Origin of the sequence: Pantoea sp. SJZ147 (genome assembly GCF_007828605.1) — a bacterium.
GTDB classification, from domain to species: Bacteria; Pseudomonadota; Gammaproteobacteria; order Enterobacterales; family Enterobacteriaceae; genus Pantoea; species Pantoea allii.
The window spans coordinates 243,801-266,713 of the sequence record NZ_VIVB01000001.1; the positions used below are offsets into that span (position 1 = coordinate 243,801).

General features: G+C 53.4%; 19 protein-coding genes. 8 read left to right on the forward strand and 11 right to left on the reverse strand.

What is annotated here, in order from left to right:
- Window positions 1-27: 27 nt before the first annotated feature.
- Window positions 28-1,425 (reverse strand): class II fumarate hydratase, encoded by a 1,398-nt coding sequence (fumC, locus tag FBY13_RS01140; RefSeq protein WP_145393257.1) that lies wholly within the window; start codon window positions 1,423-1,425, stop codon window positions 28-30.
- 197 nt (window positions 1,426-1,622) lie between these two features.
- Between fumC and manA the strand changes: the two genes are divergently transcribed.
- The 3 genes from manA (at window position 1,623) to add (ending at window position 5,640) form a co-directional block, all read left to right on the forward strand.
- Window positions 1,623-2,798, forward strand: a complete 1,176-nt coding sequence (manA, locus tag FBY13_RS01145; protein WP_145393258.1) for a mannose-6-phosphate isomerase — start codon at window positions 1,623-1,625, stop codon at window positions 2,796-2,798.
- A gap of 131 nt (window positions 2,799-2,929) precedes the next feature.
- The gene (locus FBY13_RS01150) at window positions 2,930-4,429 is read left to right on the forward strand and encodes a YdgA family protein (protein WP_096010687.1); all 1,500 of its coding nucleotides are present in this window, start codon (window positions 2,930-2,932) and stop codon (window positions 4,427-4,429) included.
- Between the two features lie 215 nt (window positions 4,430-4,644).
- Entirely contained in the window at window positions 4,645-5,640 is a 996-nt protein-coding gene (gene add, locus FBY13_RS01155; protein ID WP_145393259.1) for an adenosine deaminase, read from the forward strand.
- 78 nt (window positions 5,641-5,718) lie between these two features.
- Here the strand turns inward: add and FBY13_RS01160 are convergent, their stop codons facing one another.
- From FBY13_RS01160 to FBY13_RS01180, 5 genes are all read right to left on the reverse strand, one after another.
- The gene (locus tag FBY13_RS01160) at window positions 5,719-6,759 is read right to left on the reverse strand and encodes an oxidoreductase (protein WP_109716304.1); all 1,041 of its coding nucleotides are present in this window, start codon (window positions 6,757-6,759) and stop codon (window positions 5,719-5,721) included.
- A gap of 78 nt (window positions 6,760-6,837) precedes the next feature.
- Window positions 6,838-7,755: an arabinose operon transcriptional regulator AraC gene (gene araC / locus FBY13_RS01165; RefSeq protein WP_063879513.1), complete on the reverse strand. Its 918-nt coding sequence runs from the start codon at window positions 7,753-7,755 to the stop codon at window positions 6,838-6,840.
- Window positions 7,756-7,827: 72 nt separating this feature from the next.
- Window positions 7,828-8,814, reverse strand: coding sequence for an L-arabinose ABC transporter permease AraH (gene araH, locus FBY13_RS01170; protein ID WP_063879512.1), 987 nt, complete (start codon window positions 8,812-8,814; stop codon window positions 7,828-7,830).
- A gap of 12 nt (window positions 8,815-8,826) precedes the next feature.
- Window positions 8,827-10,347 (reverse strand): L-arabinose ABC transporter ATP-binding protein AraG, encoded by a 1,521-nt coding sequence (araG, locus tag FBY13_RS01175; protein WP_145393260.1) that lies wholly within the window; start codon window positions 10,345-10,347, stop codon window positions 8,827-8,829.
- A 140-nt stretch (window positions 10,348-10,487) separates the two neighbouring features.
- Window positions 10,488-11,471, reverse strand: a complete 984-nt coding sequence (locus FBY13_RS01180; RefSeq protein WP_109716302.1) for an arabinose ABC transporter substrate-binding protein — start codon at window positions 11,469-11,471, stop codon at window positions 10,488-10,490.
- Window positions 11,472-11,836: 365 nt separating this feature from the next.
- Here FBY13_RS01180 and FBY13_RS01185 point away from each other — a divergent pair, with 365 nt between their 5' ends.
- Both FBY13_RS01185 and araA read left to right on the forward strand, forming a co-directional pair.
- On the forward strand, window positions 11,837-13,522 hold the full coding sequence (locus tag FBY13_RS01185) for a ribulokinase (RefSeq protein WP_145393261.1): 1,686 nt from the start codon (window positions 11,837-11,839) through the stop codon (window positions 13,520-13,522).
- Between the two features lie 11 nt (window positions 13,523-13,533).
- Window positions 13,534-15,024, forward strand: coding sequence for an L-arabinose isomerase (araA, locus tag FBY13_RS01190; RefSeq protein WP_145393262.1), 1,491 nt, complete (start codon window positions 13,534-13,536; stop codon window positions 15,022-15,024).
- A gap of 57 nt (window positions 15,025-15,081) precedes the next feature.
- On the opposite strand, the gene FBY13_RS01195 is transcribed toward araA, so the two are convergent.
- The 4 genes from FBY13_RS01195 to FBY13_RS01210 all read right to left on the reverse strand — a co-directional run bounded on the left by FBY13_RS01195 (window position 15,082) and on the right by FBY13_RS01210 (window position 17,783).
- A complete protein-coding gene (locus tag FBY13_RS01195) occupies window positions 15,082-15,510 on the reverse strand; it encodes a VOC family protein (RefSeq protein WP_145393263.1) in 429 nt (142 codons plus the stop codon).
- Between the two features lie 215 nt (window positions 15,511-15,725).
- Window positions 15,726-16,109, reverse strand: a complete 384-nt coding sequence (locus FBY13_RS01200) for a hypothetical protein (protein WP_145393264.1) — start codon at window positions 16,107-16,109, stop codon at window positions 15,726-15,728.
- A gap of 191 nt (window positions 16,110-16,300) precedes the next feature.
- Complete coding sequence (locus tag FBY13_RS01205; protein WP_145393265.1) at window positions 16,301-17,050, reverse strand: HD domain-containing protein; 750 nt, start codon at window positions 17,048-17,050, stop codon at window positions 16,301-16,303.
- Between the two features lie 28 nt (window positions 17,051-17,078).
- Window positions 17,079-17,783 carry a DJ-1/PfpI family protein gene (locus tag FBY13_RS01210; RefSeq protein WP_145393266.1) on the reverse strand — a complete coding sequence of 235 codons (705 nt, stop codon included), beginning with the start codon at window positions 17,781-17,783 and terminating at the stop codon, window positions 17,079-17,081.
- Window positions 17,784-17,874: 91 nt separating this feature from the next.
- Between FBY13_RS01210 and FBY13_RS01215 the strand changes: the two genes are divergently transcribed.
- Window positions 17,875-18,801, forward strand: coding sequence for a GlxA family transcriptional regulator (locus FBY13_RS01215; protein WP_145393267.1), 927 nt, complete (start codon window positions 17,875-17,877; stop codon window positions 18,799-18,801).
- A 77-nt stretch (window positions 18,802-18,878) separates the two neighbouring features.
- Here FBY13_RS01215 and FBY13_RS01220 read toward each other — a convergent pair whose 3' ends face one another.
- Window positions 18,879-19,874, reverse strand: a complete 996-nt coding sequence (locus FBY13_RS01220; protein ID WP_063879505.1) for a LacI family DNA-binding transcriptional regulator — start codon at window positions 19,872-19,874, stop codon at window positions 18,879-18,881.
- A gap of 263 nt (window positions 19,875-20,137) precedes the next feature.
- Between FBY13_RS01220 and FBY13_RS01225 the strand changes: the two genes are divergently transcribed.
- Both FBY13_RS01225 and FBY13_RS01230 read left to right on the forward strand, forming a co-directional pair.
- The gene (locus FBY13_RS01225) at window positions 20,138-21,376 is read left to right on the forward strand and encodes an MFS transporter (RefSeq protein WP_063879504.1); all 1,239 of its coding nucleotides are present in this window, start codon (window positions 20,138-20,140) and stop codon (window positions 21,374-21,376) included.
- 19 nt (window positions 21,377-21,395) lie between these two features.
- Window positions 21,396-22,832, forward strand: a complete 1,437-nt coding sequence (locus tag FBY13_RS01230; RefSeq protein WP_145393268.1) for a glycoside hydrolase family 32 protein — start codon at window positions 21,396-21,398, stop codon at window positions 22,830-22,832.
- The last annotated feature ends 81 nt before the right edge of the window (window positions 22,833-22,913 follow it).

Here is a 22,913-nt window from a genome sequence, read left to right on the forward strand (position 1 = left end):
GGCCGTGCTGGCCCTGATGCACCTGACTTACTGCTTCATACTGCCGACCATCTCTTCCGGACGAACCCAGGCATCAAACTCTTCTTCAGTGAGATAACCCAGCTTCAGCGCCGAGGCTTTAAGCGTTAAGCCTTGTTTGTGAGCCTGCTTGGCAATTTCCGCGGCTTTGTCATAGCCAATATGCGTATTTAACGCGGTAACCAGCATAAGCGACTCGTTAAGTAACTGCTCAATTCGCTCACGTACAGGTTCAATACCGATGGCGCAGTGATGATTGAAACTGTCCATGCCATCTGCCAGTAAACGCACCGACTGCAGGAAGTTATGGATAATCATCGGACGATAAACGTTCAGCTCAAAGTTGCCTGACGCACCGCCCATATTAATCGCCACATCATTCCCCATCACCTGGCAGCACAGCATCGTCAGGGCTTCGCACTGGGTTGGATTCACCTTACCTGGCATAATCGAGCTGCCCGGTTCGTTTTCCGGGATAGCGATTTCACCGATACCACAGCGTGGGCCTGATGACAGCCAGCGCACATCATTTGCAATCTTCATCAGCGACGCCGCCAGCCCTTTAAGCGCCCCGTGCGCATGTACCAGCGCATCACAGGTTGCCAGCGCCTCAAATTTATTCGGCGCGGTCACAAAAGGTTGTTGGGTTAAATCGGCTAAGGCTTTAGCCACGCGAACCGCATATTCAGGATGGGTATTCAGGCCGGTTCCCACCGCCGTGCCGCCCAGTGCCAGCTCGGCAAGGTGCGGAATGCTCTGCTCAATATGCTTAAGATTATGTTCGAGCATGGCGACCCAGCCAGAGATTTCCTGGCCCAGCGTTAACGGCGTGGCATCCTGTAAATGTGTACGGCCAATTTTAACGATGTCTTTGAACGCCTCTGACTTGGCGCTCAGCGTTTGTTTAAGCACGTTCAGCTGTGGAACCAGATGTTCGCGAACCGCAATCACTGCCGCCACGTGCATGGCGGTGGGAAACACATCATTCGAACTCTGGCTCTTGTTAACATCGTCGTTAGGATGCACCAGACGCGCCATTCCGCGCTCGCCGCCGAGCAGCTCACTGGCACGGTTAGCCAACACTTCATTCATGTTCATGTTGGTCTGGGTGCCGGAACCGGTCTGCCAGATCGCCAGGGGAAACTCGTCACTGTGCTTGTCCGCTAACACCTCATCGGCGGCGTTAACAATCGCCTCAGCCCGCTCCGCTGGCAATAAACCCAGATCCCGGTTAACGCTGGCGGCGGCACGCTTGGTCATTGCCAGCGCGTGAACCAACGCGACAGGCATTTTTTCTGTCGAAATACGGAAATGCTCCAGTGAGCGCTGTGTCTGTGCGCCCCAAAGTTTCTCAGCCGGTACATCAATTGGCCCCATTGAATCTTTTTCAACGCGATTGGCTGCCATGATTCTCTCCTTAGCACAGTTTTAGATAAGACGTCGCGTCACCCATTGCCGGTTAAAGCTTGTCTGACGCGGTTAAACCTATACAATTTATTAACATCCTCCGAGCTTAGCATCCTTCTTGCGCTGGATATGTATTTTCCATGTCAGTTTCTGGTTTAATAAGCGCAATATTTCCCGCCAGTAAGGCAATTAATTTCATGAAAAAAATGGCTAACTCTCTGCAAAATTATGCATGGGGCAGTAAAACAGCATTAACGTCGCTTTATGGCATGGCGAATCCTAAGCAGTTGCCGATGGCTGAACTGTGGATGGGGGCGCACCCAAAAAGCCCATCGACTGTAGAAGAACATGGCAAGCCCCGTTCGTTACGTGATGTGATTGCGGCCAATCCGCAGCAGATGCTGGGCGATGCCGTGGCGAAGCGCTTTGGCGAATTACCTTTTCTGTTTAAGGTGCTGTGTGCCGATCAGCCGCTGTCAATTCAGGTGCATCCCTGCAAACGCGCCGCCGAAGAGGGCTTTGCGCGGGAAAATGCGGCGTCCATCCCACTTAACTCCGCGGAACGTAATTACAAAGACGCTAACCACAAACCCGAACTGGTTTATGCGCTGACGCCGTTTAAAGCCATCAACGGCTTTCGCGAACTGAAAGAGATGGTTTCACTGCTGGAGCCGGTTGCCGGGGCGCATCCGCAGATTGCGCAGTTCCTGCGCCAACCTAACCTGGAGAGCCTGGCCGCGCTGTTTTCCACCCTGCTCTCACTTGAGAACGATGCAAAATCGCACGCGTTAGCTGTCCTGATGACCACAGCCCAGCAACACCAGGGTGAGCCATGGCAGACCATTACCGACATCGCCGTGCAGTATCCGGATGACAGCGGTCTGTTTTCTCCGCTGCTGCTCAACGTGATCACTCTGCAACCCGGCGAAGCCATGTTCCTGTTTGCTGAAACCCCGCATGCCTATCTTCATGGTGTCGCGCTGGAAGTCATGGCCAATTCCGATAACGTGTTGCGCGCTGGCCTGACGCCAAAATATATTGATATTCCAGAACTGATGGCCAATCTGAAATTTGAAGAAAAACCGGCCAGTCAGTTACTGACCCAACCCGAACAGCACGAAAACAGTCTCAACTTCCCTATTCCGATGGATGATTTTTCATTTTCCATTCATACGATTACGGATAAGCCGCTTTCTGTCCATCAGGACAGTGCAGCCCTGCTGTTTTGCATTGAAGGTGAGGCAACGCTCGTCTGCGGCCAGCAGCAACTGGTGCTAAAACCCGGCGAATCCTGTTTTGTCGCGGCGAACGATCCGTCCCTGACGATCGTGGGTCACGGCCGTGTAGCACGTGTATTTAATGCGTTAAACTGAGACGGCTGACGTCACTGCGCTTAACTGCTATTATTTCAAACTATTAGCTAAAATGCCTGCGGGCGCTTCTTCTTCCGCTGTCTGGCGCAGTCTGCAAGGCGGATGAAATCAAGGATAAGGACGATTCAGCAATGAAAAAGACTCAAGTTGCCGTTGGTGTGGTAGTTGCTCTGGGCGTAGTCTGGACAGGTGCGGCATGGTTTACCGGCAAAAAGCTGGAAAGCAATATGGATCAGATGATTCAAAATGCCAACGCTCAGTTAACTACTCTGGCGCCCAACAGTCGTCTGAAGGTCAGCTATCAGGATTATCAACGCGGCATTTTCAGCAGTAAAATGAATGTGGTCATTCAGGCGAGCTCTCAAACGGAAGATAACCCGCTGTTAAAACCGGGTCAGAGCATCATTCTTAATGAGCAGATCGATCACGGTCCTTTCCCGTTCGCCCAACTGAAAAAATTCAACCTGATCCCGAGCATGGCATCGGTTCATACCACCCTGACAAACACCGACGCGGTCAAAAAACTGTTTGAGCTGACGAACAACCAGTCGTTCATTAATGCTGAAACGCGCGTGGGTTACAGTGGAAGCACCGATACCGCGGTAAATATTCTGCCAATCGATTATCAAAATGCGCAAACGGCGCAGCGCGCGGCCACCAGTGGCGGCACGGTGAACATCAGTGCAGATAACAAAGGCGATAAAGTCTCGCTGGACAGTGACATCGCAAGCGTTGCTATCACCAGCAAAAATCAGGTCGACCAGCCAGTCATGTTTACGCTGAACGGCCTGAAAGTTAACGCCGATACCCATCTCACCAGTGAAGGCGTGCGCATTGGCGATCAATCCATCAGCGTGGATAAAGTCGCCGCCGCCGTGAATGGTCAGGACGCTGTGATTCTTAACAAGATGGTCGGTGATTCTGCCTTTGATAACAAAGCGGGCAAAATCAGTGGCGATATCAATTACAAGATTGATGGCGTTGAAGTACAAAAACAAAATCTGGGCCAGTTTGCCTTAAAAATGAAGCTGTCACAGTTTGATGCGCAGAGCGTAAAAACCTTCTCGGATAACTATAACGCCCAGCTGACCACGCTGATGAATCAGCCCGGCGTGGCAGACGATCCGGTGCGTTTCCAGACTGGCGTGCGTGCCATTCTGCTGAATAATCTGCCTGTGCTGTTAAAAGGCGCGCCAACGATCAGCGTTGCACCTCTGAGCTGGAAGAATGATAAAGGTGAAAGCACCTTTAATCTGAACGCGAACTTTAACGATCCATCGACAGTGACTGGCGAGCCGCAGACGCTGGCCGCCACGGTAGACCGCGTGTTGAAAACGCTGGATTTAAAACTGTCTATCAATATGCCGATGGCAACAGAAACCATGCGTCACATTGGACTGGCAGAAGGTTATCAGGCTGACGACGCGCAGAAGCTGGCCGATCAGCAGGTTAAAGGCCTGGCGGCGATGGGGCAGATGTTCCGTCTGACACAAACCCAGGACAACAACATCGTCACCAGCCTGCAATATGCTAACGGCCAGGTGAATATGAATGGCGATAAAATGACGCTGGAACAGTTTATGTCGCGTTATATGCTGGGCGTGCCAACCAACGAAGGCATGCCAGAATAAGCGTTATCTCCCTGAATCAGGCGGCTTTAGCCGCCTTTTTTTATGCCTGAACGTCCCATGCTGCCCCATAACTGGCAAAACGCATGTTCGAAGATCACCTTCCCTTGCGCAATTAAGCAGCACCTGACTCACTTGTTGCGCAAATCGCTGGCGTTGTTGCGCAAGATATTTTTATAATGTTCTGCACTTTACAGATACCCGGACGAGTGCACTCCATGATTGATTCAACGCTTCCCCTTACTGATATTCATCGCCACCTTGATGGCAACATCCGTGCACAAACCATTCTTGATTTAGGCCGTCAGTTTAACCTGACCTTGCCCGCCACTACGCTTGAAGCCCTGCGTCCGCATGTGCAGGTTACGGAAACACAGCCGGATCTGGTGAGCTTTCTGCAAAAGCTGGATTGGGGCGTGAAAGTGCTGGGCGATCTTGACGCCTGCCAGCGCGTGGCTCGCGAAAACGTGGAGGATGCCGCCAGAGCAGGTATCCATTACACCGAGCTCCGTTTTTCGCCAGGCTACATGGCGATGACGCATAATCTGCCGATTGCAGGTGTGGTTGAAGCCGTCATTGACGGCATAAAAGCCGGATGCCAGCAGCATGATATCGACGTGCGTTTAACGGGCATCATGAGCCGCACGTTTGGTGAGCAGGCCTGCCTGGACGAACTCAATGGTTTACTGGCTTTTCGCGATCACATCACCGCCGTCGATTTAGCCGGTGATGAACTGGGCGCGCCGGGTAATCAGTTCCTGCATCACTTTGCCCGCGCGCGGGATGCCGGTTTCCGCATTACCGTGCATGCCGGTGAAGCGGCAGGTCCGGAAAGTATCTGGCAGGCCATTCGCGAGTTAGGCGCTGAACGTATCGGTCATGGCGTAAAAGCGATTGAAGACCGCGCGCTGATGGATTTTCTGGCGGAAAACGCCATCGGTATCGAATCCTGCCTGACCTCAAATATCCAAACCAGTACCGTTACCTCACTGGCACAACATCCGCTTAAAGTGTTCCTGGAGCATGGCGTTCTCGCCACGATTAACACCGATGATCCTGCAGTACAGGGCATTGAGCTGGAACATGAATATCGACATGCTGCACCTGCTGCGGGACTGAGTCAGGCGCAGATGCGCCAGGCTCAGGAAAACGGCCTTACGATTGCCTTCCTGAGTGAAGCTGAAAAAGCGGCTATTCGGGCGAAGCTGCAATAAAAGATGCAGAAATAAAAAGTGCACTAAACAGAAAGGCCGCTGAATCAGCGGCCTTTTTTACAGGTTTTCACTCTCTGACTATTTCAGAGACAGGGTCTGGCGTTTCTCGGCTGACTGCAGCCCCCGTTCGATCAGCTCCATCACCTGAATCGCCTCTTCAGCCGTGACCGGATTGGGCCCACGACCGTTGATGGCATCACGAACGCCGGCATAATAAGCCGGATAGTTGCCCGGCTGGGTCAGACAGCTTTTCTCGGTCATGGTGTCACCGTCAACCTGCGTCAGTGTGCCATCGCGCATGTCGTAGCCCCACGCTTCGCTGGGCGGAAAATCGCCGGCCTTCAGACGATCTTCCTGCGGGTCAAGGCCATATTTAACGTAGCTGCCCCGCGTACCGTGAACGGTATAACGCGGGGACTCTGCCGCCACTAACATGCTGGCGTGGAGCACCACACGGCGCTGCGGATAGGTTAACGTGGCGTGGAAATAGTCGGTGGTCTGTGCACCGGGGCGCAGTTCAGCCAGATCCAGATTGATAGCCACCGGTGGACCAAACAGCTGTAGCGCCTGATCCAACAGATGCGGCCCCAAATCGTACCAGATACCGCTGCCTGGCCCTTTCATTTCACGCCAGCGCTGACGTACCTCAAGGCGGAAGCGGTCAAAGTGCGACTCAAAATAGCGCACTTCGCCCAGCTCGCCGTCCGCTAACAGGGCTTTCAACGTCAGGAAATCACTGTCCCAGCGGCGGTTATGAAACACGGACAGCAACAGCCCTTTGGCTTTCGCTAACGCATCCAGTTCATGTGCTTGTGACAACGTCACGGTAAAGGGTTTATCCACGACCACATGTTTACCCGCATTCAGCGCCGCTTTGGCCAGAGGGAAGTGAGTATCATTGGGTGTGGGGATAACAATCAGTTGTAGGCTGGGATCGTCCAACAGCGCCTGAGGATCGGCCACCACCTTCACGGATGGCCAGTCGGCATTGACTTTGCTGGCATCGCTGCTGGAGATGGCTGCCAGTTCAACATCCGGCGTGCCCGCAATCAGCGGAGCATGAAATGTTTTACTGGCAAAGCCATATCCAATGAGTCCAACTCGCAGTTTCTCGCTCATTCCTTTTCCTCTTTATTCGCTAACCAGACTGATTTAAGACTAATAGTCTCGTCAGGACAAGGAGGATTCCCCTTAAAATCAGGAGACTGTGCTGCGGGCCGCGGTCCAGGCGCTCTGACTGGCTAAATTATCGTGCACATCCTGATTACGTCGGCGGAAATCACTTGGGCTAACGCCGACGCGTTTACGGAAGACTCGTGAAAAATAAAGCTGATCGTCGTAGCCCACTTCACGACCAATGCTGGCGATGGGTTCCTGGGTGGTTTGCAGCAACAGTTTTGCTCTTATCACCCGCTGATCTTCGCGCCAGCGAAGCAGGTTGACGCCCATCTGCTCACGGAACAGGTGCGCCAGCCGTGAAGGCGATAAACACACGTGACGAGCCACTTCTTCGATTTTCACCTCGCTGGCGAGATGATTATTGACGTACTGGCAGGCTTCAATGATGCGCGGATCGCGAATTTGCTGATGATTACGCGGATCTTCTTCCACCGCGCGCAGCAACAGACGTTCCAGCAGATTCATCGCCAGCTCTTCGGCAAAGCGGCGCGAGGAGTTATGGGTTTGTTCAATGGTGGCAAACAGGCGATCAAACTCGCCACGCAGCGATTCGGGTAACCGCAGGCGTCCGACGCCTTCCTGTTCATCCTGCCAGCGCAGCCAGTCATGCCAGTAAGCGCGCGGGCGGAAATAGACCCAACGATGAAACCACTGCGGGCTGTCGGGTGCACGACCGTAATAATGGGCGGTTTTAGGCTGGAACAACAGCATTTCGCCAGGTTCACAATCAAAGGCTTTTTCGCCATCAAATACCCGGCCTTTGCCTTTAATGGTCAGATTAAGAATATAGCCCTTCATGCCGTGTGGGCGATCAATAAAGAAATCCAGCGGACCATCCGCGGTAATAGGCGTTAAACCCGCCACCAGCCAGGCATTAAACGAATATCCAGGCAGCAAAGGGTTTTGCTGCTCTGCCGGTAATTCACGGTGATACATAACGTCCTCACTTCGTCGTTGATTGATCACGCGCGGACGCCTTTCGCGTCCGCGGGAAGGTTTCACGCCAAATCAGACTTTATTCTTTTGTTTGTAGCGATCGAATATCACCGCTGCCAACAGTATCAAACCACGTACAACATACTGTGAGAATGGCGAGATATTTAATAAATTCATCGCATTCTCGACGGTGCCAAGAATAAGTACCCCGGCCACGACGTATGAAATCTTGCCGATGCCGCCCTTAAGGGACACGCCGCCCAGCACGCAGGCGGAAATCACCACCAGTTCATAACCGATGGAGGTCATGGGCTGGCCGCTGGTCATACGTGAGGCAAGAATGATGCCCGCAGCAGCGGAGACCAAACCTGACAGGATAAAAATAATGATGCGGGTTCGCACCACCGGTACGCCAGCCAGACGAGCGGCCTCTTCATTACCGCCGATGGCCAACGTATTACGACCAAAGGTGGTTTTGTTCAGCAGGAAGGCGAAAATCACCATGGTGGCCAGGGTGATCCAGATTGGCGCAGGCACGCCCAGCCAGTTAGCGAAACCCAGAACAAAGAAACGCTCGTCTTCGATGCCTACTGCTTTACCATCCGAGAAGATATAAGCCAGGCCGCGCACAATCTGCATGGTCGCCAGTGTGGTAATCAGGGCGTTGATCTTCAGCCGTGCAATCACAAAACCATTGATAAAGCCGGTTGCCATGCCCAGTACCAGCCCGGCACCGACGCCGATCCACAGGCTTTCGGTCATGTTGATGACCACGGCGGTCACCACGCCTGCACAGGCGATAACCGAGGCGACCGACAGGTCAAAATCACCCGAGGCCAGGCAGAACAGCATGCCGCAGGCGACCATGCCGGACATCGACATGGCCAACCCCAGGCCTTTCATATTGATAAAAGAGCCGAAGTTAGGCACAAAAACAGCACAGGCAATAAACAGCAGTGCAAAGACCACCAACATGCCGAAATTGTCCCAGATGCGACCAAGATGCAGACCACGGCGTGGTGCTGCTGGCGGCGTATTAGATGTCGTGGATGAAGTCACGGTACTCTCCTGTCAGGCCACGGCGGCCGCTTGTGTCGTTTTAGGCATAGCCAGGCTCAGCGTCTGCTGCTCCGTAGCCTCGTCATGCAGTATTTCTCCGGCGATAGCGCCCTCACGCATCACAACAATGCGGTCGGCAAGGCCCATCACTTCCGGAAGATCGCTGGAGGCAAACAGCACCGCAATGCCTTTGTTTGCCAGTTCATAAATCAGGTTATAAATCTCGTGCTTGGCCCCAACGTCGATGCCGCGCGTTGGCTCATCCAGCAGGATCACTTTCATCTCCTCTGACAGCCAGCGCCCCAGAATGGCTTTTTGCTGGTTGCCCCCGGAGAGGTTCATGATCAGCTGATCGGCACTTGGGGTTTTAATATTGAGCGAGCGGATATGGCGGTCAGCATTGGTAGCTTCCCAGCCGTTTTTGATCAGGCACCCGGCGGTCAGGTTGTGGCGGCGTGCGCTGATATTGATATTGTCGCGGACCGAATGCACCGGAATAATGCCCTCGGCTTTGCGGTCTTCCGGGCACAGCATCACTCCCGCACGAATCGCATCGATCGGTGCGCCGATCTTAAGCGGCTCACCATCCAGTAATACGCGCCCACCGCGCAGTCGCGTCGCCCCGAACAGCCCTTTTAGCAGTTCGCTGCGCCCTGCGCCGACCAGGCCAAACAAGCCGACAATTTCGCCCGCATGGACATTAAGCGAAATCGGCATTCTGACGCCCTTCGCTTCAACATTTTGCAGCTCCAGCCGCACGGCCCCTTTTTCACGCGGGGAGTAACCATAAATATCGCCCAGGTTACGTCCCACCATCGCCTGAACCAGATCGTCGTGATGCGTGTTTGCCATGTCCGTAAAGGTACGAACATAACGACCATCTTTAAACACGGTGATGGCGTCGCTGAGGGCAAAAATCTCTTCCATACGATGCGAAACATAAAGCACAACGCGCCCTTCCGCCCGCAGTTGACGGATGACGCGAAACAGATTGTCGATTTCCCGCGCGGACAGTGAACTGGTGGGCTCATCGAAGGCGATGATGCGCGCATTACGCGCCAGCGCTTTGGCAATTTCCACCATCTGCCACTGCCCCAGAGACAGATACTTCAGCGGCATGTCTGGATCGACATCCATGCCTAAATTTTTGAGTTGCAGGCCCGCTTCATAACGCAGCAGTTTTCGGTTTACCAACCCGCGCTTGTGTGGCAACTGACCCAGATAGATGTTCTCTGCCACGCTCATTTCGGGGACTAAATGCAGTTCCTGGTAGATAATTGCGACACCCGCGTCCAGCGCGTCGGTGGTGTGCTGAAAATTAACCGGCTTTCCTTTGATGCGAATTTCGCCGCCGCTTGGCAGATAGCTGCCGCTGAGGATTTTCAGCAGTGTCGATTTACCGGCACCGTTCTCCCCCATCAGCGCATGCACCTGACCACCGTGGCACTCAAAAGAGATATCCTGTAACGCTTTCACGCCGGGAAAGGTTTTACTGATGCCATGAAACGACAGAAAGGCTGAATCAGTGTTCATGGTTTCTCCAATAAATAACGTTGATGAGTCGGGCCACCGGCAGTTTAGGGTTTATCCTGTTACCCATTGCAGTCACGTGGGAAACCCCTGCGTTCTCTGTGGCCCGATTACTTTACCTGTGCTGCCTGAGCAGCCTGTTGTTACATCAACCCTTTCTTCGCCAGCTCGGCTTTGAAGTTATCGCGGGTGATTAACACCACGTCGGTGACTTCGGTAAATTTCGGTGGTTCCTGACCTTTGCTCACCCAGTTGTAGAGCATCTGGCTGCTCTTATAACCGTGGATATCCGGGCTTGGCAGCAGAGAACCGTAGAAGCCGGTAGCGTTAGCTTTTGACAGTTCACTCACCGCATCCACACCGTTAATGCCGATACCGATGACGTCAGCGGCCTTAAAGCCCTGACCTTCTGTTGCGCGCACGCCGCCCAGCACGGTGTTGTCGTTCATGCCGACAATCAGCCAGTGTTTCACTTCAGGATGCTGTACCAGCAGGGAGTTACCGGCATCGAATGCGCCGGGGATGTCATTAGACTTGGTTGGCACCTGATAGATCTGTTTTGCCGGGAATCCCGCAGCTTTCAACGCATCCATCGAGCCACCGGTGCGGCGACGGGCGGTATCCAGCTCGTTGGCGGTAATCGCCATTACAGCCGTATCTTTCGCGTCCCAGCCGCGTTTTTGCATTTCTTTATACAGTTCCTGACCCTGACGCTCACCGATCTTGGTCGCCGCCATCATGACTAATGGCACGGTATCCATTGGCTTGCCCTTGGCGTTAACAAACTGGTCATCCACTGCAATCACTTTCAGACCATAGCCGCGCGCCTTGGCCATAATGGCCGAGCCCAGTTTGGGGTCCGGTGTACAGATAACAAAACCTTTCGCGCCACTTGCCGCAAGGCTGTCGATAGCATTCAGGGTTTTTTCACCATCCGGAACGGCGATTTTAATCACTTCAAAGCCCAGATCTTTACCGGCCTTATCAGCGAACTTCCATTCTGTCTGGAACCACGGCTCCTCCGGTTGCTTGACCAGGAAGCCCAGCTTCATGGTTTCGGCGATAGCTGATTGTGACATAACCGCTGCCAGCCCAATGGCTGCCAACGCTTTAGTGAATTTATGCATGATGCTCTCCGGCGCTAGTTGTTTTATCGCTGTTAAAAACGAATTGGTGTAAACGTTACCAGTTAACTTTCTTTTTTGGGTACAGAAGTAAATCAGGACGTTAGCGCGAGCCGCGATGGGAGCCTGCTTAAACGTTGGCCTATTTTTAGCGGGAATGGAGAAGAAAAATGTAGAGCGGTATCACATCTTAAAATCACGACAGAATGATCCATACATTTAGCAAATTTAACCGTCTATTAACTTTTGCAATGGATCACAATTTCACTGCTCATGGCAGAAAAGTGCATATTCTCAGCCAGCCATGACTAACCGTTATTTCTTACACATCACAGGATAAGGAGGTTTATTCATAACAGGAGATTCAAATGCGTACTGAAGCCATCACCCTGGGACTGGACTTTGGTAGTGATTCGGTGCGTGCGCTGGCGGTGGATTGTCACTCTGGTCAGGAGCTGCAAAGTGCCGTGGCAAACTATGCACGCTGGCAGCAAGGACTTTACAGCGATCCTCACAGCAACCGCTTCCGCCACCATCCACAAGATTATATCGACGCCATGGAGCAGGCGATGCTCGGCGTATTAAATGCGCTGAGTGAAACGCAACGTGCGGCCGTCATCGGCATCGGCGTTGACAGCACCGGCTCCACCCCGGCCCCTATCGATCGTGACGGCAATGTACTGGCTCTGCGGCCTGAGTTTGCTGAAAACCCGAATGCAATGTTTGTGCTGTGGAAAGATCACACGGCAATAGAAGAAGCCGAAGAAATCAACCAGCTTTGTCACAGTGGCCGCTTTACCGACTACAGCCGGTATATTGGCGGGATTTACTCTTCTGAATGGTTCTGGGCAAAAATCCTTCACGTTACCCGCAACGATGCTGCGGTGCGCGAGGCCGCCGTGTCCTGGGTTGAACTGTGCGACTGGGTACCGGCGCTGCTTAGCGATACCGTCGCCCCTGATAAACTGCGGCGTGGGCGCTGCGCGGCAGGACACAAAGCCCTGTGGCACGGTGACTGGAACGGGTTGCCCGATGTTGAATTCCTCAATGCGCTGGACCCCAGTCTGACTCAACAGCTGGATTCGCCGCTGTTTAAAGAGACCTGGACGGCGGAGTTGCCGGTGGGCACCCTGAGTGCCGAATGGTCACAACGCCTGGGTTTATCACAGCAGGTTACCCTTTCGGGCGGTGCATTTGACTGTCATATGGGCGCAGTGGGCGCAGGCGCGCGGCCTTATACGCTGGTCAAAGTGATTGGTACCTCCACCTGCGACATTCTGATTGCTGACACCGAAAAAGTGGGCGATCGCGCCATTAAAGGCATATGCGGCCAGGTCGATGGCAGCGTGGTGCCTGGCGCAATAGGTCTGGAAGCCGGTCAGTCGGCATTTGGCGATATTTATGCCTGGTTCAGCCGTCTGCTGGGCTGGCCGTTACAGCAGGCAGCGCAGCAACATCCTGAACTCAAGCCGCAGCTGGCGGAGATACAAAAGTCGCTGATCAAAAACCTGACTGACGCCTGGGCCGCTAATCCTCAGTTGGATCACCTGCCGGTGGTGCTGGACTGGTTCAATGGCCGCCGCACACCCAACGCCAATCAGCGTCTTAAAGGCGTGATTACCGACCTTAATCTCGGCACCGACGCGCCGGCCCTGTTTGGTGGCCTGATCGCAGCGACCGCCTTTGGCGCTCGCGCCATCATGGAGTGCTTCGAGCAACAGGCTATTCCGGTTGAGAACATTTTGACCCTGGGCGGTATTGCCCGTAAATCCCCCGCCATCATGCAGGCCTGCTGCGACGTGATGAATCGTCCGCTGGATATCGTCGCCTCGGATGAATGCTGTGCGCTGGGTGCGGCGATCTTCGCCGCCGTGGCCGCCGGTGTTCACCGCGACGTCGAGCAGGCACAGAAAGTGATGGCCAGCCCGATTGACGTCACGCTGCAGCCCGATCCGCAGCGCGTCGCGCGCTATCAGGAACTTTATCAACGCTATCAACAATGGTGCGTGACGGCAGAACCTCATTATGCCGCACGTTCCGCTTCCGCTAAGTAAAGGAGTGGTTTATGCAACAGTTCAACGTGTGGTTTGTCATTGGTACACAGCACCTCTACGGAGCGGAAACGTTACGTCAGGTTGAGCAGAATGCCCGTCAGGTGGTGGAAGGTTTAAATCAGGCGGGACTGCCTGTGCGCCTGGAACTGAAACCGCTGGTGAAATCGCCTGATGAAGCGCTGTCGCTGTGCCGCGACGCCAGTCACGATCAAAACTGTGTGGGTATCATTACCTGGCTGCATACTTTTTCGCCGGCCAAAATGTGGATCGGCGGTTTAAACGTATTAACGAAACCGTTATTGCAGTTTCATACACAGTTCAATGCTGAAATCCCGTGGGACAGCATGGACATGGACTTCATGAACCTGAACCAGACGGCCCACGGCGGTCGTGAGTTTGGCTTTATTGGCGCACGTATGGGCCTGCAACACAGCGTGGTGACCGGTCACTGGCAGGATAAACACAGCCAGCAGCGCGTTGCCAACTGGATGCGTGCCGCACTGGCTAAACAGGCCAGTCAGAGCCTGAAAGTGGCCCGTTTCGGCGATAACATGCGTGAAGTGGCCGTCACGGAAGGCGATAAAGTCGCCGCGCAAATCACGTTTGGCTATGCCGTCAACGGCTGGGGCGTGGGTGATTTGGTCGAGGTGATTAACAGCGTCAGCGATGGTGATGTTAACGCGCTGGTCGATGAGTACGAAAGCCACTACCGCTTTACTCCTGTGGCCGCCGTCGGCGGTGAAAAGCGTCAACATGTTCTGGATGCTGCACGCATTGAGCTGGGCCTGAAGCGTTTTCTGGACGATGAAGGCTGTAAGGCGTTTACCACCAACTTCCAGACGCTCCATGGGATGACCCAGTTACCCGGTCTGGCGGTACAGCGCTTAATGGGCCAGGGTTATGGTTTTGCGGGCGAAGGCGACTGGAAAACGGCTGCCCTGCTGCGCATTTTCAAAGTGCTGGCGGGCGACCGTCCCGGCGGAACCTCCTTTATGGAGGATTACACCTACCACTTCTCGCCGGGTAACGATTTAGTTCTGGGCTCACACATGCTGGAAGTGTGCCCGTCCATCGCGCTGGAAGAGAAACCGCTGATTGACGTTCAGTTCCTGGGCATTGGCGACAAAGCCGATCCGGCGCGTATGATCTTCTCAACACCCGCAGGCCGCGCGATCAACGCCAGCGTGATTGATATGGGTGACCGCTTCCGTCTGTTGGTCAACGTGGTGGATGCCATTGAACAGCCTAAACCGCTGCCAAAACTGCCCGTCGCCCGTGCGCTGTGGAAGGCTCAACCGTCACTGGCAACCGCCTCTGAAGCCTGGATTCTGGCCGGCGGCGCGCATCATACCGTGTTCAGTCAGGCATTGAGCCTGGATGATATGTATCTGTATGGTGAGATGCACGGCATTGAAGTGCTGGTTATAGACGAACATACCCGGTTGCCTGCTTTCAAAGATGCCCTGCGCTGGAACGATGCGTACTACCATATGAAACGTTAAGATTGCTGAGACGTTGCGAACGGGTCAGATTGCTGGCCCGTTTTCATGGTTCACCGGTTACTCCATAAATTCAAGCGTCTGCCCGTCAGGACTCATCACGTATATCACTCTGGTTCCCTTTAACGGGCCGGCGGCGATGGTCTGGGGTTGGCCCGGCGTCTTCCAGCCGTGTAGGGAAACACGCTCCAGCAGTGCATCCAGATGTTCAACCCTGAAAGCCAGATGTGCATAGCCCGGCGCATAGGGAGGCGACGATTCATCCGGCACCGCAATATTGTCATATTGCAGGAGCTCTATTTTCATGCCTGCCAGTTCAACCAGTGCCATTTGCACATCCGCGCCTCGCGCTCCCGTTACCTCATCAATTATCGCGCCGGACATGTTCCCTTCACGTAACAGTGTGCCGCCCAGCACCGCTGTCCAGAAGTGCAAGGACTGCTTGATGTTTCTCACTGAAAACCCGACATGATCGTAACTTTTTATCATCTGATATAGCCTTTGCGTTGAGGAATCGAGCTTTTTAAGAATGTATCATTAGCTTCATCGGCATAAATCACAGGGCGTGCTTTGCCGGAGTCGATATAAAACCCAGGCAGCATAACCGTGACCGAAATAACAGAACGTCCAGGCTTCTGATCCCGCTCGATCCAGTCACAGAAGCCAGAATAATCATTCAGTCTGGCGTTGTCGTGAGGTGATGGCTATTTGGCAACAAGCCCGGCAGGTAAACGATTATCGGGACAATAGCGGTAAGTGACTGCGCCCTGACCTTGTCTGAAGGTAAACCGGTGATGATCTATCATCGTCAGGGTAAACGTATCGCTGACGTCAGGGCCAGCCCCCACACCGGCATCAATGCAACGCTGAGTGACAACATAGTTGCGGCCCTGAGCAGACTGAATATTCAGCTTGCAGGCGTGGGTATGCGCACTATTCAGTCCCACCCCGTCATAGTGTTTTATCCCGGCATTCGCGGGGTCACGACACGATTGTGATGTATCGACATAAATGCCCTTTTGCAGCGCTAATACACCCTCCGCACAGGCCGGGGCGATAAACAGGACGGTCACTGAGGCTAAAATCATTTTTAAGCTGCTGACTTGCGCTCGCCCCTGAAAAATTTGTAGTGGTTTTTTTTGCATCCTCATCCTGCCGCTCCCTTTTCTGCCAGGTGATGCACCATCTGTTAAACATCAGACGATGGCTGGCATGCGTTCTGGATAGTAAATCCGGCGTTAAATGACCGGTTATCGTTCATACGACTGCGCGTTAAATTCTAGCGGTTAAAAGGATAAGCAGGCTTTTTATCGCAATAATTTAGCGGATGATAATCTTTGACCCTGCGTATGCCGATATCGTTTTCAAACGTCAGGTAGGCTGTGTGCGGTTTTTTCGTCAGCACATTCGCCACAAGTTCGATAAAATGCGCCTTGTTGCCCTCTTGAGGATAGCGTTCGAAGATTTCCTCAAAAAATGACAGGGGGAACATGTCTGCGTTCATCCCTCCATCCATAAATGCCCCTAAATGTACCAGCGCGATTTCAGGTCTTTTACGTACGGGGATTTCCATACTGGCATGAAGCGCGATTGCATCCCAAATCACCTCTGCTTTGGTTTCTGAAAACCCGTTTTCAATCAGATAATGGTGGGCCGCATCCGCCCCATCCAGTTCAAATCGCGCCTCTTTGATGTAGTTATCTGTTAATCCTAAATCGTGCATGATGCAGCCAAGATACAGCATCTCTTCATCAAAAACTTTTCCCAGCTTTTTCCCAATTGATGCGCCGAAAAGATAGGTTCTGACAACATGATTAAACAACGGCACTGATGAGCTGGCGGCCACCAGCGCGGTGGCGCCATCGGCGATGGCGCTATGCGGGATGGTAATTCCCGCAATGCTGGCCGGCAGTATCGCTTTCCCCTTTGTTAACGCTATTGCTGGCGTCGCCCTGCCCGCGGCGTTAACTATCGATGTGGAAGCACACATTACGCAACAGCATGAATAAAGAAACTCTCTGCGTTTCATATCCGTCTTTCCTGAATAAAGTCTATCGTTAACCCCGGTGTGCCGACGCAGGCGTCAGTTTTTGGGCGGCCTTCTCAATGACAGGTTTTTTCGCGTTAATCATTTCGGCTGAGCGCGCCATCACGTCCTTTCTGACAGCGGCGGGGGCCGTTTCCAGTCGACCGGCGTTGAAAGGGGGCGCGGGCGCATATTCGAGTCCGAGCTGCGCTTTCATCGCCGTTTCTTCTCCGCAAAGTTCGGCAATGAGGGTCAGGGCAAAATCAATTCCAGCGGTTACGCCTCCGCCGGTAATGATGTTTCCATCCCTGACCACGCGCCCCGCATCAGGTATGGCACCGAACAGCGGCAGTTGGTCACGCCATGCCCAGTGACTGGCTGCCCGCTTGCCCACCAGCAAACCTGCCGCCCCCAAAATGATCGAGCCAGAGCAGACCGAGGTTATATACGTCGCGGATGATGCGAGTTTCTTTATTGCCGCCATATAGACGTCGTCCTCAAGGGCATTGGTGCAGCCACTGCCACCCGGGACGCACAGCACGTCACATTTCTCAATCTGCGTCAGGTCTTTCAACTCAGCGAAACAGATCCCGTCAGCATGGACAGGTCTTCCGCCGACAGAGGCAAGGATGGGCGTAAACTGCGGCGTACGAGAAAAGAACTGATAGGGCCCGGTAAAATCCAGTTGCGTCACACCGTCATAGAGGGGAATGAGTACGTCAAAATGTCCGGTCATAATTTTTACCTTAATCAATGAAGTTTTCAGGACACAAACTAGCATCTGGCGTAATATCCTAAATGACATTAATCGTTCAATTTAGGACATCATGAAAATCTGCTTTTACATTTTTGACGATTTTCAACTGCTCGATCTGAGTGGCCCACTGGCCGCTTTTCAGATGGTGTCCTTTACTGAGCACCCTTTCCCCTACACGCTCAAGGTCTGTTCTTTTCAGGGCGGAATGATAAAATGTACCGCGGGATTTGCGCTTGAATCTGAGCGCCTCGATCCTCAACAAGCCTACGATTTACTGCTGGTTGTCGGCGGAAAAGGTGCCAGAAGAATTAAAGGATCGACGCCCGAGGGCGAAGCGATCAAGACGGCCTGCCTGAACAGCAAACAATTTGGCAGCATCTGCACCGGCGCGTTCGTCCTGGCCTCGCTGGGGCTGCTGGCGGGCAAAAATGCCACGACGCACTGGAAGCAAAAACGTGCTTTTGCTCAGCAATATCCTGATGTCCAGCTGTCGATTGATAGCCTGTTTGTGCGTGATGGCAACGTCTGGACGTCGGCAGGCATCATCAGCGGAATCGATCTTGCGCTGGCCATTATCGAAGACCATCTTGGCGGGGATATTTCCCGAAAGGTCGCGCAGGAACTGGTTGTGGCTCAGCGCCGGGCGGGCGGTCAGACGCAATTTTCACCACTGTTACTGTCTGAGCCTGCGTCATCCAACATTCGCAGCGTGCTGAATTATATTCATACGCACCTGGATGCAGACCTGTCTGTGACTCGCCTGGCCGAGATAGCCTGCCTGAGTCCCAGGCAGTTCAGCCGCAAATTCACCGCTGAAACGGGTGAAACGGTGGCGAGAGTGGTCGAGCGGATTCGGGTAGATACTGCAAAAGGGATGCTGGAAAACGGGGTGGGCAATGTTGAAAAAGTCGCCAGGCTCTGCGGTTTTGGCAGTACCGGACGAATGAGGCGGGCATTTTTAAAATACTGGGATAAATCTTCCCAGGCCTTTAAATAACACCGGCCTTCTGTCGGGCAGCGCGACATCAGCCCTGCCCGTCGTTGTTCGGGCTTATCCTGGCTGACAAGGCATTTTTAAAATGACTGACGTGACAGCAACGGACTGTCGACCAGCACGCTATTGCGGTGGCTATCCCCGTTAATGATATGCAACGTACTCAGGCGACCAATTTCGTAATGCGGCAACTGCACCGTCGACAAAGGCGGCAAAAACAGATTACCGATGCCAACCAGATTATCGTAACCCAGCACCGCAATATCCTGTGGGATACGTATTCCCTGCCCCAGCAACGTCTGATAAACCATAAACGCAATGCGGTCATTGCCACATATCACGGCATCGAACTGCGGCTGACCCTGATGAATATGTGCCATCAGCATGTCCGGAATATCACGGTAGTGCTCGTCACCATATTGCATATAACAATGATCAAGATTATCGGGGTTAATATTGGCTTCACGACAGGCCTGATCCAACCCCTTACGGCGGCGGCGCGTCGCCAGATGGTTGATCGGTAAATGCAGACAGAGTGGTCGGCGGTATCCTGCCGCGAGCAGTGACTGCACCGCGTGATACTGGCCTTGTTCGTCGTCAGGGATATAGCTGGCCACCGGCTCCCCTTTATTCTCACAATTCGCCAGCACGCAGGGATGCGTCAGTAGCTTGGGAGGCACGCTGACTTCGCGCAGTCCCATGGTCGTGAAGATGATGCCGCCGGGTCGGTGTGCAAGAAGCAGATCGACAATATCATCGGGGTTATCATCTGAAAACATGTTCACCACGAAGCTGTTCCAGCCATACGCGCGCGCGGTTTCCTCAATGGACAGCGTGATCTCGACGGAAAAAGGCGTGGTGACCGTATCCAGCGCAAGCACACCAATCGTTTTGTTTTTGGCACCGACACGCCGAACCTGCCTGGCAGAAAGATCCGGCACATAGTTAAGCTGTAATATTGCCGCCTGCACCCTGGCAAGGGTTTCTGCCTTCACACGGTCAGGGTCATTCAGCACCCGCGATACCGTCATTAACGATACATTAGCCAGTCTGGCCACATCTTTTAAAGACGCCATACCTCTCCATTAAGCCTGCCCACGATTCCGGCCTGGTTTTCATGCATCCCGCTTTTAACGGATGCTGTGCCACTACCCATGCCCTTACCTCAGCGTAAATCTCAGAAATATGCAAACCCGAATCAAAAAGTTGATCGAGGTCTCAACACATCGATGTTAACGTTAACTTTTGTGATTAACATCGACTATTGCACTCAAACGCAGTGTACACCACAAATGTTAACGTTACCATTCTGGCATATCCTTCTTATGAGATTATGTAGATGAAAAAACGGCCTTCCCGCAGCTATTTGCTACTCAGCGCACTGCTGTTCTTTTTCTTTATGACCTGGTCCTCTTCCAGTTCACTTCTCTCCATTTGGCTTCACCAGGAAGTCGGCCTTAAGGCGTCGCAAACCGGCATCATCTATTCGGTCTTATCCGTATCGGCCCTCTTTGCCCAGGTTTGTTATGGTTTTATTCAGGACCGACTGGGTCTGCGCAAACATCTGCTGTGGTTTATTACCGCCCTGCTGATTCTCTCCGGCCCTGCTTACCTGCTGTTTAGCTATTTGCTGAGTGTGAATATTCTGTTGGGTAGCCTGTTCGGTGGTGTGTTTATTGGCCTGACCTTTAACGGCGGTATCGGTGTGCTGGAATCCTATACCGAACGCGTTGCCCGTCAGAGCAGCTTCGAGTTTGGCCGGGCCAGGATGTGGGGCTCCCTTGGTTGGGCTATCGCCACGTTTTTTGCCGGGCTACTGTTTAATATCAACCCCAATCTTAATTTCCTGGTGGCATCATGCTCCGGACTGGTTTTCTTCTGCCTGCTGGCGCGTTTGAAAGTGGCGGCCCCGGCAAGTATGGAGAAACTCGAAATCGGGGCTAAAAAAGTCTCGCTTGCCGATGCCTTTCGCCTGCTTACCCTGCCGCACTTTTGGGCGCTGATCTTTTTCGTGGTCGGCACCTGTATTTATGGCGTGTACGATCAGCAATTCCCGGTTTATTTCTCTTCTCAGTTTCCGACGTTAAAAGAAGGGAACGCCATGTTTGGCTATTTAAACTCCGTCCAGGTCTTTCTGGAGGCAGCAGGCATGTTTTGTGCGCCCTGGCTGGTTAACCGGATTGGCGCTAAAAATGGTTTGATATTCGCCGGTATGGTGATGGCGCTGCGCATGGTGGCATCAGGCCTGGTGGTAGGTCCGCTGCTGATTTCCATCACCAAACTGCTTCACGCTGTTGAACTCCCTATCCTGTTGGTCGCCATTTTTAAATATAACAGTCTGAATTTCGATAAGCGTCTGTCTTCCACGATCTATCTGGTGGGCTTCGCCTGTACCAGCTCAATTATTGGCACCGTGTTATCCCCACTGGCGGGCTTTAGCTATGAGCGGTTTGGCTTCGCCCAGTCCTATCTGATTATGGGCATCATGGTGTTCTGCACGACGTTTATTTCCATTTTCCTTTTGCGCTCAACTAAGTCCTCCTCTGAGCCATCCTTGTTACAGCAAAACGCTGTGTAATTTATTGAGAGTAAACACAATGACATCTTTATTAAAACAGGCTGAACAGGCACTTGAAACCTCGCAATCCGGGATTAATCCACGCTGGTATCCACGTTATCACCTTGCCGCTCGCGCAGGCTGGATGAACGACCCTAACGGCCTGGTCTGGTTTGAAGGCTGGTATCACGCGTTCTACCAGCATCACCCCTACTCCACAAAATGGGGACCGATGCACTGGGGGCACGCCCGCAGTCAAGATTTGGTGCACTGGGAGCATCTGCCGGTTGCGCTGGCACCGGAAGGCCCGGCAGACAAAGACGGCTGCTTCTCAGGCTCTGCCGTGGTGGACGGCGACACGCTGGCATTGATTTATACAGGCCATAAATTTCACGGACCCGCCGACACGGATGACAACCTCTATCAGGTTCAGTGCCTGGCAACCAGTCACAACGGTATCCACTTTGAACGCCAGGGTTGCGTGATCGATACCCCGCCAGGCCTGCATCATTTCCGCGATCCCAAGGTATGGCGCGAAGGTGAGTTCTGGTACATGGTTGTCGGCTCCCGCGTCGAGGACACAGGTCAGGTGCGCCTGTATCGCTCCGCCGATCTGCGTGAATGGCACGACGAAGGTGTTTTTGCCGAGGCGGCAGACGGAATGGGCTTTATGTGGGAGTGCCCGGACTTCTTTTCCCTGGGCAATCGACGCGTCCTGATGTTCTCCCCGCAGGGGATCGCAGCGACAGGTTATCACCATCGCAATCTGTTTCAGAGCGGCTATTTGCTTGGCGAATGGCAACCCGGTGAAGCCTTCACCCATGATGGACAATTCATTGAGCTGGACCATGGTCACGATTTTTATGCGCCGCAAAGCTTCCTGACCCCGGATGGTCGCCGCATTGTCATCGGCTGGCTGGATATGTGGGAATCACCGATGCCCGAACAGCAGGACGGTTGGGCCGGGATGCTTTCTCTGCCACGTGAGTTAAGCCTGGGCGATGATAACCGTGTGCGGATGAAGCCCGCGGCCGAGGTCGCCGCCCTGCGTGGCCGTTATTATGCGGTACCGGTGCGCGAGCTGAACAATCAAACCCTGTCTATCGGGGAACATGCCGAGGCGGTTGAAGTGCGGCTGGAATGGGATCTCAACGCATCTTCGGCGGAGCAATATGGTCTTGCGCTGGGCGACGGGCTGCGAATTTACGTCGACAATCAGGCCCAACGGCTAATTGTCGAGCGTCGTTACCCGGAATTTTTGCTTGAGGGCACACGCAGCATTTCCCTGCCAGCAGACAAGCGACTGTCGCTGCAAATTTTCATTGACCGCTCCTCTGTGGAAGTGTTTGTCAATGCGGGCACCGCCTGCCTGAGTAGCCGAATTTACCCTCAGCCTGACAAGCGTGATTTAACGTTGTTTGCCCATAACGGCGTCGCTGCCTTAGAAGACGCTGGGTACTGGTCTCTGGACAGATAATTCCGTCCCGATCCGTAACGCCTCTTAGTTGCTGATTTTTTATTTCTGTCAGTCTCTGACTGGCTGCTCTCGCCTGAAATA